Origin of the sequence: Pseudomonas sp. PDM16, assembly GCF_014851865.1 — a bacterium.
Taxonomy (GTDB): domain Bacteria; phylum Pseudomonadota; class Gammaproteobacteria; order Pseudomonadales; family Pseudomonadaceae; genus Aquipseudomonas.
Map to the genome: position 1 here is coordinate 81,481 of NZ_JACVAM010000001.1, position 13,578 is coordinate 95,058.

Sequence of the window (13,578 nt, forward strand, 5' to 3'; positions counted from 1 at the left end):
GGATTTCGAGCACCGCCGGAGGGCGATATGACTAGCGCAGTAGCTTGTGCCGTGGCTGACCACGTGACCTTCGGCGAACAGCAGCTCACCATCGAGCAGGTGGTCGCCCTGTCCCAACGCAGCGCCCGTGCCCAGTTGCAGAACGATGCCGCCTACCGCGAGAAGATCGCCAAGGGCGCGCGCTTCCTCGACACCCTGCTGGACAAGGAAGGCGTGATCTACGGCGTGACCACCGGCTACGGCGACTCCTGCGTGGTGGCCGTGCCGCTGCACCAGGTCGAGGCGCTGCCCAAGCACCTGTTCACCTTCCACGGCTGCGGCCTGGGCAAGCTGCTCGACGAGGCCAGCACCCGCGCCGTACTGGCTGCGCGCTTGCAGTCGCTGTGCCATGGCGTGTCCGGGGTGCGCGTGGAGCTGCTGGAGCGCCTGCAGGCCTTCCTCGAACATGACGTGCTGCCGCTGATTCCGGAAGAAGGCTCGGTCGGCGCCAGTGGCGATCTGACTCCGCTGTCCTACGTCGCCGCCACCCTTAGCGGCGAGCGCGAGGTGATGTACAAGGGCGAGCGCCGCAGCGCGGCGGACGTGCATAAAGAACTCGGCTGGACGCCACTGACCCTGCGCCCGAAAGAAGCGCTGGCGCTGATGAACGGCACCGCGGTGATGACCGCCCTGGCCTGCCTGGCGTTCTCCAGAGCCGACTACCTGCTGCAGCTGGCCACGCGCATTACCGCGCTCAACGTGGTGGCGCTGGAAGGCAACCCGGAACACTTCGACGAGCGCCTGTTCGCCGCCAAACCGCACCCGGGCCAGACCCAGGTCGCCGCCTGGCTGCGCGAGGACCTGGCCGTGGCCGAACCGCTGCCGCCGCTGCACCGTCTGCAGGACCGCTACTCGCTGCGCTGCGCGCCGCACGTGCTTGGCGTGCTGGCCGACAGCCTGGGTCTGCTGCGCCAGTTCATCGAAATCGAGCTGAACAGCGCCAATGACAACCCGCTGTTCGACGCCGAGACCGAGCGCACCCTGCACGGCGGCCACTTCTACGGCGGACACATCGCCTTCGCCATGGACAGTCTGAAGAACCTGGTCGGCAACGTCGCCGACCTGCTCGACCGCCAGCTCGCCCTGCTGGTCGACACCCGCTACAACCACGGCCTGCCGAGCAACCTGTCCGGCGCCCCGGCGGAAACCGCGATGATCAACCACGGCTTCAAGGCCGTGCAGATCGGCACCAGCGCCTGGACCGCCGAAGCGCTGAAAAACACCATGCCGGCCAGCGTGTTCTCGCGCTCCACCGAGTGCCACAACCAGGACAAGGTGAGCATGGGCACCATCGCCGCGCGCGACGCCCTGCGCAGCCTGGAGCTGACCGAGCAGGTCGCTGCCGCCACCCTGCTGGCCGCCAACCAGGGCGTGTGGCTGCGCGAGCGCGCAGGTAAAACAGACATTCCCGCACCGCTGGCTGCCATGCGCGAGCAGCTGGCCACGGACTTCCCGCCGGTGATCGAGGATCGTGCCCTGGAAGGCGAGCTGCGCCTGTGCCTGGTACGCATCCGCACGCGCCACTGGGGGCTGTATGCGTAAGGAAGGCGTGCTGCAGGCGGACGTTGAAATCCTCGTGCCGTTCTTCGACGTCGACATGATGGAAGTGGTCTGGCACGGCCACTACGTCAAATACTTCGAGGAGGCGCGCTGCGCCCTGCTCGACAAGCTCGGCCACAACTACCGGCAAATGCGCGACGCCGGCTACGCCTGGCCGGTGATCGACCTGCAGCTGCGCTATATCCGCGGCGCCCAGTTCGGCCAACGCATCAAGGTGCGCGCCGACCTGGTCGAGTGGGAGAACCGCCTGAAGATCAACTACCTGATCACCGACGTGGCGACGGGAGAACGCATGACCCGTGGCAGCAGCGTGCAGGTGGCGGTGGAGATCGCCACCCGCGAGATGCTGCTGGCTTCGCCCAAGGTGTTCACCGACGCCGTCGCCAAGGTCGTCGGGTGAAACTGCGCTTCGGTATAGGTCTGTTGCTGCTGGCGCTGATGCCGGCGGCGCAGGCCTTCGACCTGGCCGAGCTCAGCGCTCAGCTGGCCAAGCCGGCGGTGGTGCGTGGGCCGTTCGTGCAGGAGAAACACCTGCGCGCCCTGCCCACGCCGCTGACCAGCCAGGGCCAGTTCACTCTGTCCCGCGAGCATGGTCTGCTCTGGCTGCTGCAGAAGCCGCTGAAGCAGGACTACCGCATCGACGACGCCGGCATCGCCCGCCGTACCGCCGAAGGCTGGCAACAGCAACCGGGCCAGGACGTCGCCGCCCAGCAGAGCCGCCTGTTCCTCGCCGTGCTCAAGGGGGATCGTTCGGGCCTGGAGCGCGACTTCGAGCTCAAGCTCAGCGGCGAACACAACGCCTGGCAGCTCGAACTCACCCCGCACTCGCTGCTGCTCAAACAGATATTCAGCGCCATCCGCATCGACGGCGGCGCGCTGGTCGAGCGCATCGAACTGATCGAGACCCAGGGCGACCGCACCGTCCTGAAACTGCCGCAGAGCCAGGCTGGCGACGCGTTGACTGCGCAGGAGCGCACCGACCTTGTCCATTAGCGTCCAGCGCCTGCTGCCGCGCCTGTTTGGCGCCCTGCTGCTGATGCTGCTGGCGCTGGCCGCCTGGCAATGGCGCGACGGCCCGCCGGTGCAGGCCAGCATGCTCGCCCTGCTGCCCAAGGGCGCCGGCGACGAACTGGTACAGCAGGCCGAGCAACGCATGCAGGAGCCGCTGTCGCGCGAGCTGCTGATCCTTATCGGCCACCCGCAGCGCGAGCGCGCCATCGAACTGGTGCGTCAGGCCGGCGAGCAGTGGCAGGCCAGCGGCCGCTTCGACAAGGTGCAGTGGAGCCTGCAGGCCGACCTCGACGCCATCCGCCAGCAGCTGCGCGGCGAGCGCCTGGCCCTACTGGCGCCGGCCGACCGCCAGCTGCTGATCGAGCAGCCGGACAGTTTTATCGAGCAGCGCACGCAACAACTGTTCGACACCTTCGCCGGCTTCGGCCTGCTGCCCACCGAGCAGGACTGGTTCGGCCTCGGCCTGCGTGCCCAGCAGACGCTGAATCCCGGCAGCCGCATCCAGGCCGACCTTGGCAGCGGTGCCCTACTGCTGCAGGACGACGGCACCACCTGGGCCCTGCTGCGCCTGCGCACCCGTGGCGATGCCTTCGACATGCAGGCGCCGCCGCAGATCGCCGCCGCCGTGGCCGAGCTGCGCCAGCAGGTCGAGAACGCAGGCGGCCAGCTGCTCGCCGCCGGTGGCGCGCTGCACGCCGCGGCCGGCCAGGCCAAGGCCACCCAGGAGATCGCCCTGATCGGTGGCGGCGCCACCCTCGGCACCCTGCTCCTGCTGCTGCTCGCCTTCCGCCGTCCGCGCATCCTGGTCAGCCTGTTGCCGATGGGCGTGGCGCTGCTGGCCGGCTGCACCGCCTGCGTGCTGGTGTTCGGCCAGATCAACGCGCTGACCCTGGTGCTCGGCGCCAGCCTGGTCGGCGTCGCCGCCGACTACCCGCAGCACTACCTGAGCAAGAGCTGGGGCGACGGCCCCTGGTCGAGCTGGGCCGCCCTGCGCGAGACCCTGCCGGGCCTGAGTCTGAGCCTGGGCACCAACCTCGCCGGCTATGTGGCGCTGGCCTTCACCCCTTTCCCGGCGCTGACCCAGATCGCCCTGTTCTCCGCTGCCGGGCTGATCGGCGCCTACCTGTGCTCGGTGTGCCTGCTGCCGGCCTGGCTGAACAACCTGCGCCTGGCACCACCGGCCAGCCTGCGCCGCGCCGCCGAAAATCTGGTCGAGCGGCGTGCACGCCTGCTCGCACGCACCGGCAGCTGGCCATTGTTGCTCGCGCTGCTGGCCTTCTGCGCCGGCGGCCTGTGGCAGCTGACGCCGCAGAACGACCTGCGCCAGTGGCTGGGCCAGGAGCCGCAGCTGATGGCCGAAGCCAAACGCATCGCCGAGCTCACCGGGCAGCAGCCCACCAGCCAGTTCTTCCTGGTACGCGGTGCCGACGAACAACAATTGCTGCAACGCCAGGCCGAGCTGAGCCAACGCCTGGACGCCGCCATCGCCGCCGGCCACCTGCGCGGCTATCGCGCCCTTAGCCAACTGGTCGCCCCCGAAAGCGAGTTGGCGCCGCTGCACACCGCGCTGAACAATCTGCCACAACACTGGCAGCCGCTGCTCGACCTCGGCCTGCCGGAAGCCGCGCTGCGCGCCGAGCTGGACGAGTTGCAGCACGCGCCGCAACCGAGCCTGGAGCAGGCCCTGGCCGGCCCGCTGGGCGAGGCCTGGCGTTCGCTGTGGCTGGGCCGCAGTGAGAGTGGAGTAGCCGGCATTGTCAGCCTGCAGGGCCTGAATGACAGCGCCCTGCTGCAGCAAACGGCCGAGGGTCTGCAGGGCGTACAGCTGATCGACCGCCTGGGCGAGCTGAACCAGCTGTTCGCCGCCACCCAGCTCAGCGCCGCCGAACTCAAGCTGATCTCCAGCGCCGCCATTTTCCTGCTGCTGTGCCTGCCCTTCGGCCTCGGTGGCGCGCTGCGGGTGATCTGCCTGCCGCTACTGTCGGCCTTGGCGGCGCTGGCCTGCCTCGGCTGGCTGGGCCAGCCGCTGACCCTGTTCAGCCTGTTCGGTCTGCTGCTGATCACCGCCATCGGCGTCGACTACGCCATCCTCATGCGCGAGAACATCGGCGGCCCGGCAGTCAGTCTGCTCGGCACCCTGCTCTCGGCGCTTACTGCGTGGATGTCGTTCGGCCTGCTGCTGATCAGCCAGACCCCAGCCATCGCCAACTTCGGCCTGGCCATCAGCCTCGGCCTGCTGTTCTGTTTCCTGCTTTCACCCTGGGCCGCCACACGGCCACACAAGGAGGTTGTCGCGTGACCGTGCTCGGATTCTGGCTGCTGGCCCTGGTGATCTACGCCCTGGTGGCGATCGTCGGCGGGCGCCGGCTGATCCCCATCGTCGGCCAGTTGCTGGTGGCGGCCATCGCCATTCCCGCCCTGCTGCTGTTGTGGGTCGAGCCGCACTGGCAGCTGAGCGCCCAGGACCTGCTGGCGCCGACCTGGCTGAGCATGGCCTACGGCCTGTGCTTCGCCCTGCTGCTCGGCTACATCCTCAGCGACGTGATCGACCTAGACCTGAGCCCGGCCTGCGTGAAGATCGCCCTGCCCAGCTTCCTGGTGCCAATGCTGGCCGGCCTGGCCTGCTCGCTCTGGCTGCTGCCCGGCGACCGTAGCTGGCTGAGTTCGGTGGGCATCGGCCTGCTGTTCTCGATCACCGCCATCCCGGTGCTCTACCTGTTCCTGCAAAGCATCGGCTACCCGGCGGCGGACACCAAGCGCCTGCTGCACGCGGCGATCCTCATGGACTTCCTGTGCTGGAGCCTGTTCGGCCTGGCCCAGGGCAGCAGCCATCCCGCCGCGCTGCTCTGGCCGCTGCTGGCCGCCGCGCTGCCGTTGGCGCTGCGCCTGCTCAAACTGCGCCACCCGCTGTTCTACAGCCTGCCGTTCTTCGCCCTGATGTTGCTGTTCCAGCAACTCAAGCTCAACGCCCTGGTGTTCGGCATTGCCTACATGCTGTGCCTGGCCTGGATCAAGCAGCCGTTCGTACTGCCGCTGCCGGAGCGCGCCTGGAAGCTGCTGATGAATGGCCTGGCCGTGCCGCTGATCCTGACTTTCGGCGTGCTGCGCGTGGACTTCCATGGCATAGGTCAAGACTACTCATGGCTGGCCATCGGTATGCTCATCCTGCTGCCGGTCGTCAGCAAGGTGCTCGGCAGCTGGCTCGGCCTGCACTGGGCGGCCCCAACCGCAGCCGCACGGATCAAGTGGCGGGAAAGCCTGCTGCTGAACATCCGTGGCCTCACCGAAATCGTATTCCTCAACCTGCTCCTGCAGCTGCAGCTGATCGATTCGATGATCTATTTCGGCCTGTTGCTGATGAGCCTGTTCTCTACTCTGCTGCCCGCCCTGCTCGGCCGGCATGCCAACAACCATGAAGCGAGAGGTCGTTATGAAGTCTCCTGAAGTCGAACAACGTCAGATCGTCGTCATCGGCGCCGGCCCTTCGGGGGCCATCGCCGCCGCCATTCTCAAACGCCAGGGCCACGACGTGCTGGTGCTGGAGCGCCAGCGCTTCCCGCGCTTCTCCATTGGCGAGAGCCTGCTGTCGCACTGCCTCGACTTCGTCGAGGAGGCCGGCATGCTCGAAGCAGTCCAGGCCGCCGGCTACCAGACCAAGCATGGCGCCGCATTTGCCTGGGGCGAGCGCTACACCGAGTTCGACTTCCGCGACAAATTCACCGAGGGCAAGGGTTCGACCTACCAGGTGATTCGCGCCGATTTCGACAAGCTGCTGGCCGACCAGGCCGAGCTGCAGGGCGTGGAAATCCGCTACGAGGAAGAGATCTTCGCCGCCGACTTCACCGGCGACTGCCCGCGCCTGTCGGTACGCCGCCTGGCCGATGGCCACGAATACCAGGTCGAATGTGCCTTCGTCCTCGACGGCAGCGGCTATGGCCGCGTGTTGCCGCGCCTGCTCGACCTCGACACGCCGTCATCCTTCCCACTGCGTCGCGCCGTGTTCACCCATATCGAAGACCGTATCGATCCGGCGTCCGGCTTCGACCGCGAGAAGATCCTGATCACCACACACCCGACGCTCAGGGACGTATGGTTCTGGACCATTCCGTTCAGCAACGGCCGCTGCTCGCTGGGCGTGGTTTCTATCGCTGATCACTACGCTAACTACCCGACGGACCTGGACGCCTGTCTCAAGCAGTTCGTCGAAGAAACACCGTCGCTGAGCAAGGTCCTGAAGAACGCCGTGTGGGACACCCCGGCGCGCGAGATCAATGGCTACTCGGCCAACGTCAAGACGCTGCATGGCCCTGGCTTCGCCCTGCTGGGCAACGCCGCCGAGTTCCTCGACCCGGTATTCAGCTCCGGCGTGACCATCGCCATGCGCTCGGCAAGCATGGCCGCCGGCCTGCTGCATCGCCAACTCAGCGGTGAGGCGGTGGATTGGGAGAACGAGTTCGCCATCCCGCTGAAGCGCGGCGTGGATACGTTCCGCGTGTACGTGCAGGGTTGGTACGATGGCAGCTTCCAGGACGTGATCTTCTACGAGAAGGCCACGCCGGAGATCCGCCGCATGATCTGCTCGATCCTTGCCGGCTACGCCTGGGACGAGAAGAACCCCTATGTCGCCGAGCCCAAGCGCCGCCTGGGCGTACTGGCAGAGATCTGCGCCAGTAATTGAGGAACACCTGTCGATGGAACGCGCCGCCCCTACCTATGTCGAGGAAACCCGCTTCGGCTTCTGGTTCCTGCAGAGCCACGTCTGGCAGCACCATGTGCTGCGCGTGGCGATCAACGACCTCAAGCGCCTGGTCGATGCACCGCTACCGCAGGCGCCGGTGCTGCTCGACGCCGGCTGTGGCCAGGGCCGCTCGTTCGGCCTGCTGCAGGAGGCCTTCGCCCCGGCACGGATGATCGGCCTGGATGCCGACCCGCACAGCCTCGACTGCTCGCGCGCCGAGGCCGAGCGCCTGGGCCTCGACGTACAGCTGATCGCCAGCGACTGCGCAGCCATCGACCTGCCGGACGCCTCTGTCGACATCCTGTTCTGCCACCAGACCTTCCACCACCTGGTCGAGCAGGAGCAGGCCCTGGCCGAGTTCTGGCGCGTACTCAAGCCGGGCGGCCTGCTGCTGTTCGCCGAGTCGACCAAGTTCTACATCGACACCTGGGTGATCCGCTGGCTGTTCCGCCACCCGATGCACGTGCAGAAGAGTGCCGAGGAGTACCTGGGCATGCTGCGCCAGCAGGGCTTCCAGTTCGAGGAACGCAACGTCTCCTACCCCTACCTGTGGTGGAGCCGCTCCAAGGACTTCGGCCTGCTCGAACGCTGGGGCATCATGAAGGCAAAGCCGTTCGGCCAGCGCGACGAGACCCTGGTCAACGCGGTGGCGCGCAAGCCGTGATGCTGCGGGTTGTTCTGCTCGCCATGACCTTGCTGCTCGGCGCCTGCGCCGGGCACACGCCCGTGCCGGCGAGCAGCCCTGCATTGACCGCCGCACTGCCGATCAGCCTGCAGATCGAGCGCACACAGAGCGCCGAACAGCGCGACTGGCTGCTGGTGATCCAGGCCGAAGGTGAGGCCCTGCGCTGGTCGCTGTTCGACCCGCTCGGTGTGCCCCTGGCGCGTCAGCTGCTGGAGCACGGCGAGTGGCGCAACGAGGGCCTGCTGCCACCCAATGCCGAGGCCCGCGAGCTGTTCGCCGCCCTGCTGTTCGCCCTCACCACCGATGACGCGCTGGCCGCCTACCCCGCGGGCAGCTGGCAGCGCGGCGCCGATGGTCAGCGCCGGCTTAACCCGGACTGGCGAATCCGCTACCGTTCCGCACTGGACTTCACCCTCGCCGCACCGCAGCTCAGCTATCGGGTGCGCGCGCTGAACCAAGAAGAAGGCAACTGATGCCCAGCTATTTAAATGCCCTTGGCCTGCTGTGCGCCCTGGGCGAAGGCAAGCAGGCGGTGGCCGACGCGCTGCTGGCCGGCGATGCCTCCGGCATGCGCGCCGAGGACGGCTGGGTCACTGACCGCCGCCTCACCGTCGGCGCCGTGCGCGCTGCCCTGCCGGCCATGCCGGCGGGCCTTGAAGCCGCCCATAGCCGCAACAACCAGCTGCTGCTGGCCACCGCGCAACAGATCGAGCCCGAACTGCGCGCCGCCATCGCCCGCTACGGCGCTGCCCGCGTCGGCCTGGTGCTGGGCACCAGCACCTCGGGCATCCGCGAGGCCAGCGACGGCATCGCCCGCTTCCTCCACGAGGGCGAGCTGCCCGCCGCATACGACTACGCCCAGCAGGAGATGGCCGCACCGGCCACCTTCCTCGCCGACTGGCTGCAACTGGCTGGCCCGGTGTACTGCCAGTCCACCGCCTGCACCTCCAGCGCGCGCGCCCTGCTCAGCGCCCATCGCCTGCTGCAACAAGGGCTGTGCGATGCGGTGATCTGTGGCGGCGTGGACAGCCTGTGTCGCCTGACTCTCAACGGCTTCTCGGCCCTCGAAGCGGTATCCGCCGAGCCCTGCAATCCCTTCTCGGTGAATCGCCACGGCATCAATATCGGCGAGGGCGCCGCGTTGTTCCTCATGACTCGCGAGAGTAGCCCGATCGCCTTCCTCGGCGGCGCCGCCACCTCCGATGCCCACCATATTTCCGCACCGCACCCCGAGGGCCTCGGCGCCCGTGCGGCGATGCAGCAGGCCCTGGCCAACGCCGGCCTGGCTGCCACGGATATCGACTACCTCAACCTGCACGGCACCGCCACAGCGCACAACGACGCGATGGAGAGCAAGGCCGTGCGCGGCCTGTTCCCCGCTGGCGTGGCCTGCTCGTCGAGCAAGCCGCTGACCGGCCATACCCTGGGCGCCGCCGGCGCACTGGAAGCGGCCTTCTGCTGGCTGACCCTGAGTGAGTACAACCGCGACGGCCTGCTGCCACCGCACCTGTGGGACGGCCAGGCCGACCCGGCGCTGGAACCGCTGCAACTGGTCGGTGCCGGCGATCAACTTTCACGCAGCAGTGGCCGCCGGCTGATGAGCAACTCCTTCGCCTTCGGCGGCAACAACGTCGCGCTGATCCTGGGTGATGCGCCACAGGGAGACGCATCATGAGCCTGTGGCCCATCGCCGAGCTGGTGCCACACGCCGGCGACATGATCCTGATCGACGAAGTCGTCAGCTTCGGTGACGAAGACATCGAGACCCGTCTCACCGTGCGTCCCGGTGGTCTGTTCAACCAGGCCGACGGCAGCCTGCCGGCCTGGGTCGGCATCGAGCTGATGGCGCAGAGCGTGGCCGCCTACGCCGGCTGCCAGGCGCGCCAGGCCGGCCTGCCGGTGGAGCTGGGCTTCCTCCTCGGCACACGCAAGTTCGAGTGCAACGTCGAGCGCTTCCCGGCCGGTGCCGAGTTGCGCATCAAGGCCCTGCGCTCGCTGCAGGACGACAATGGCATGGGCGTGTTCGAGTGCCATCTCGACGGCCCCGATATCCATGCCGAGGCGCGCCTCAACGTGTTCCGCCCGCCGGAAGTGGCAAGCTATCTACAAGAGCAATCGCAATGACTGAAACCATTCTGGTCACCGGCTCCAGCCGTGGCATCGGCCGCGCCATCGCTCTGCGCCTGGCCCGCTCCGGTTACGACCTCGTCCTGCACTGCCGCTCGCGCCGCGACGAGGCCGAGGCCGTGCAGGCGCAGATCGCCGAGCTCGGCCAGCAGGCGCGCATCCTGCAGTTCGACGTCTCCGACCGCGCCGCCTGCCGCGAGGCGCTGGAAGCCGATGTCGAGCAATACGGTGCCTACTACGGCGTGGTGTGCAACGCCGGCCTGACCCGCGACGGCGCTTTCCCGGCGCTGACCGACGAGGACTGGGACCAGGTGCTGCGCACCAACCTCGATGGTTTCTACAACGTGCTGCACCCGCTGACCATGCCGATGATCCGCCGCCGCAAGGCCGGGCGCATCGTCTGCATCACCTCGGTCTCCGGGCTGATCGGCAACCGTGGCCAGGTCAACTACAGCGCCTCCAAGGCTGGCGTGATCGGCGCGGCCAAGGCCCTGGCCATCGAGCTGGGCAAGCGCAAGATCACGGTCAACTGCGTGGCGCCGGGGTTGATCGACACCGAGATCCTCGACGATCTGGTGCCGGTGGACGAGATACTCAAGATGATTCCGGCCGCGCGCATGGGCACGCCTGAGGAAGTGGCCGGGGCAGTGAATTTCCTGATGTCCGAGGAGGCGGCGTACATTACCCGCCAGGTCCTCGCGGTGAACGGTGGTTTGTGTTGATGAAACGTGTAGTCGTCACCGGCATGGCCGGTATCACCTCGCTGGGCAGTGACTGGCCGACCATCTCGGCCGCCTTCAAGGAAGGCCGCAGCGGTATCCGTCGCATGGACGAATGGGATCGTTTCACCGAGCTGAACACTCGCCTGGGCGGCCCGGTGGACGACTTCGTGCAGCCCAAGCACTGGTCGCGCAAGCAGACCCGCAGCATGGGCCGGGTGTCCAAGCTGGCGGTGTACGCCGCCGAGCGCGCCCTGGAGCATGCCGGCCTGCTCGGCGATGAGCGCATCCAGGACGGGCGCATGGGCGTGGCCTGCGGCTCGTCCACCGGCAGTACCGACGAGATCAAGGCGTTCGGCAATATGCTGCTCAATTCGGTAGCAGACGGCCTTAACGCCAACTCCTATATCCGCATGATGCCGCACACCACCGCGGCCAATATCAGCATCTTCTTCGGCCTCAAGGGTCGCCTGATCCCGACGTCCAGCGCCTGTACCAGCGGCAGCCAGGGCATCGGCTACGCCTACGAGGCGATCAAGTTCGGCCGCCTGAAGATGATGCTGGCCGGCGGCGCCGAAGAGCTGTGCCCGACCGAGGCCATGGTGTTCGACGCGCTCTACGCCACCAGCCTGAAGAACGACACCCCGCACCTGTCGCCGCGCCCCTACGACGCCGGCCGCGACGGCCTGGTGATCGGCGAAGGCGCCGGCATCCTGGTGCTGGAGGAGCTGGAGCACGCGCTGGCGCGCGGCGCGACCATCCATGCCGAGATCGTTGGCTTCGGCTGCAACTCCGACGGCATCCACGCCACCAAGCCGGAGCAGGCGACCATGCGTGGCGCCATGGAGCTGGCCCTGGAAGATGCCGGCCTGGCGCCCGACGCCATCGGCTACGTCAACGGCCACGGCACCGCCACTGCCCAGGGCGATGTGGCCGAGAGCCTGGCCACCAGCAGCCTGTTCGGCCCACGCATGCCGATCAGCTCGCAGAAGAGCTTCTTCGGCCACACCCTGGGCGCCTGTGGCGCGCTGGAGTCCTGGTTCAGCATCGAGATGATGAACAGCGACAGCTATGTCTACACGCTGAACCTGGACAATGTCGACCCGGAATGCGGCGAGCTGGACTACCTGCGCGGCGAGTTCCGCCAGATGAGCCACCAGTACGTGATGAACAACAACTTCGCCTTTGGCGGGGTGAATACCTCGCTGATCTTCAAGCGCTGGCAGTGAGGTAAGTGCCATAAACACTCACCTGAAAGCGATCCTGCTGGCCCTCTCGCTGATCGTCCTGACCGCTTGTTCCACCTCCAAACCCCTGGACAATCCCGCTCTGGGCCTGCCGCCGGAGCGAGAGTTCAGCCAGGTCGAGCTGCAGCAGGCAATCGTCAGTTCGTTGGAGGCTCGCCGATGGCGGGTCGGCCGAGTGGAGCCGGGAATGGTCTACGCCTCCATAAACGTGCGCCAACGCCACCACGCATCAATCGTCGTGGAGTACAGTCCTTTTGACATTCAGATCCGTTACCGCAGCAGCCAGGGGCTGGAGTACAAGAACGGAAAAATCCATCGCAACTACAATCGCTGGGTCAATAGCTTGCGCGCGGACATCCAGCATCGGCTGAATCTCCCGAAAACCCAATGAGTCACTTATCGTCAAGGAGACGACCATGAAATTGAAAACCTGGACCCTGGCAGCACTCTTCCTCGCCACCGTTCCCGGCATCAGCCAGGCGCGTGATACTGCACACTTCCTGCCCTTCGATCAGGCTCTGCAGGAAGCTCTGAACGCTGGCCGCCTGGATGGCAGCGTAAAGTTCCACCTGGCAGGTACCAAGCCGGCTGGTGCGGTCAGCGTGGTGCGCTCGGGCGTGACAACCAGCCAGAAGACCAATGCCTTCAACAAGAGCGATGAAGCTGCCTGCTCCTGGGCCCTGCAATCCGCGCTGATCCGTATGCAGAACGCCGCCAAGCAGGCCGGCGCCAATGCCGTGGTCAACATCGTCAGCAACTACAAGAACGTGGTCTACTCCGACGCGCAGAAGTACGAGTGCCATGCAGGCGCCGTGATGGCGGGCGTCGCCCTGAAAGCCGACCTGGCCAACGTCAAGTAACGGCAATACCCCTGCCGGCCGCGGCTACGCGGCCGGCTTACCCATCCGGGCGCATCCGCTGTTCCCATGCGGCCCATCGAGGACTCCGCATGTCGCTACCGCGCCTGTGCCTACTGTTGCCGCTGATCGCCCTGAGCAGCGCCTGTACCACGATCCGAGTCGATCCTCTGGAGGCTCCCGCCACGGTGGTCTGCATCGAGGAGAACCCCGAGGTCCGGGTGGATGACTTCATCGGTACGCTGCAGCGTGGCTTTAAGCGCCATGGCATAGAAACCCGTCTGCACAAGCAGATACCTAGCGGGAGTTGCCCGCAGATACTGAGCTACACCGCCCGGCGTTCATGGTCGGTCGTCACCTATCTCTCCATGGCCGAGCTGAGAATTCGCGATCCCGAGGGACGCCTGCTGGCTAGCGCCTACTATCGTTTCCGCGGACGCGGTCTTCTCGCCGTCAGGAAATGGCAGAGCACCGAAACCAAGATGACTCCGGTGATCGATCAACTACTGGCCGCGAAGCCCTAGGCATTATTTCTCTTTCGCTCTATGTCGCCTGGCACAATCGGGCAAAAACAGAAACGCCGGCTATCGCCGGC

Annotated in this window: 15 protein-coding genes; all 15 read left to right on the forward strand. The window is 66.8% G+C overall.

Going from position 1 to position 13,578, the window contains the following annotated elements; genetic code table 11:
* Positions 1 to 27 precede the first annotated feature (27 nt).
* Positions 28 to 1,581: an HAL/PAL/TAL family ammonia-lyase gene (locus tag IB234_RS00380; RefSeq protein ID WP_192312283.1), complete on the forward strand. Its 1,554-nt coding sequence runs from the start codon at positions 28 to 30 to the stop codon at positions 1,579 to 1,581.
* A complete protein-coding gene (locus IB234_RS00385) occupies positions 1,574 to 1,999 on the forward strand; it encodes an acyl-CoA thioesterase (protein WP_043310255.1) in 426 nt (141 codons plus the stop codon). Before IB234_RS00380 ends, IB234_RS00385 begins: the two co-directional genes overlap by 8 nt.
* A gap of 38 nt (positions 2,000 to 2,037) precedes the next feature.
* Positions 2,038 to 2,592, forward strand: coding sequence for an outer membrane lipoprotein carrier protein LolA (locus IB234_RS00390; protein ID WP_192315503.1), 555 nt, complete (start codon positions 2,038 to 2,040; stop codon positions 2,590 to 2,592).
* A 43-nt stretch (positions 2,593 to 2,635) separates the two neighbouring features.
* Entirely contained in the window at positions 2,636 to 4,909 is a 2,274-nt protein-coding gene (locus tag IB234_RS00395) for an MMPL family transporter (RefSeq protein WP_192315505.1), read from the forward strand.
* The gene (locus tag IB234_RS00400) at positions 4,906 to 6,054 is read left to right on the forward strand and encodes a sodium:proton antiporter (protein WP_192312285.1); all 1,149 of its coding nucleotides are present in this window, start codon (positions 4,906 to 4,908) and stop codon (positions 6,052 to 6,054) included. The genes IB234_RS00395 and IB234_RS00400 overlap by 4 nt, the downstream gene beginning before the upstream one ends.
* Positions 6,041 to 7,288, forward strand: coding sequence for an NAD(P)/FAD-dependent oxidoreductase (locus IB234_RS00405; protein ID WP_192312287.1), 1,248 nt, complete (start codon positions 6,041 to 6,043; stop codon positions 7,286 to 7,288). The genes IB234_RS00400 and IB234_RS00405 overlap by 14 nt, the downstream gene beginning before the upstream one ends.
* A gap of 13 nt (positions 7,289 to 7,301) precedes the next feature.
* Positions 7,302 to 8,012: a class I SAM-dependent methyltransferase gene (locus IB234_RS00410; RefSeq protein WP_192312289.1), complete on the forward strand. Its 711-nt coding sequence runs from the start codon at positions 7,302 to 7,304 to the stop codon at positions 8,010 to 8,012.
* On the forward strand, positions 8,012 to 8,506 hold the full coding sequence (locus IB234_RS00415; RefSeq protein ID WP_192312290.1) for a hypothetical protein: 495 nt from the start codon (positions 8,012 to 8,014) through the stop codon (positions 8,504 to 8,506). Before IB234_RS00410 ends, IB234_RS00415 begins: the two co-directional genes overlap by 1 nt.
* A complete protein-coding gene (locus IB234_RS00420; protein ID WP_192312292.1) occupies positions 8,506 to 9,708 on the forward strand; it encodes a beta-ketoacyl-[acyl-carrier-protein] synthase family protein in 1,203 nt (400 codons plus the stop codon). Before IB234_RS00415 ends, IB234_RS00420 begins: the two co-directional genes overlap by 1 nt.
* Positions 9,705 to 10,157, forward strand: coding sequence for a hotdog family protein (locus IB234_RS00425; protein WP_043310247.1), 453 nt, complete (start codon positions 9,705 to 9,707; stop codon positions 10,155 to 10,157). The genes IB234_RS00420 and IB234_RS00425 overlap by 4 nt, the downstream gene beginning before the upstream one ends.
* Positions 10,154 to 10,882 carry a 3-oxoacyl-ACP reductase FabG gene (gene fabG, locus IB234_RS00430; protein WP_192312294.1) on the forward strand — a complete coding sequence of 243 codons (729 nt, stop codon included), beginning with the start codon at positions 10,154 to 10,156 and terminating at the stop codon, positions 10,880 to 10,882. Before IB234_RS00425 ends, fabG begins: the two co-directional genes overlap by 4 nt.
* The gene (locus tag IB234_RS00435) at positions 10,882 to 12,108 is read left to right on the forward strand and encodes a beta-ketoacyl-ACP synthase (RefSeq protein ID WP_192312296.1); all 1,227 of its coding nucleotides are present in this window, start codon (positions 10,882 to 10,884) and stop codon (positions 12,106 to 12,108) included. The genes fabG and IB234_RS00435 overlap by 1 nt, the downstream gene beginning before the upstream one ends.
* A 205-nt stretch (positions 12,109 to 12,313) precedes the next feature.
* Positions 12,314 to 12,517 carry a hypothetical protein gene (locus tag IB234_RS00440; protein WP_192312298.1) on the forward strand — a complete coding sequence of 68 codons (204 nt, stop codon included), beginning with the start codon at positions 12,314 to 12,316 and terminating at the stop codon, positions 12,515 to 12,517.
* A gap of 25 nt (positions 12,518 to 12,542) precedes the next feature.
* Entirely contained in the window at positions 12,543 to 12,986 is a 444-nt protein-coding gene (locus IB234_RS00445; RefSeq protein ID WP_192312300.1) for an excinuclease, read from the forward strand.
* An 89-nt stretch (positions 12,987 to 13,075) separates the two neighbouring features.
* Entirely contained in the window at positions 13,076 to 13,507 is a 432-nt protein-coding gene (locus IB234_RS00450) for an Sbal_3080 family lipoprotein (protein WP_192312302.1), read from the forward strand.
* Positions 13,508 to 13,578 lie beyond the last annotated feature (71 nt).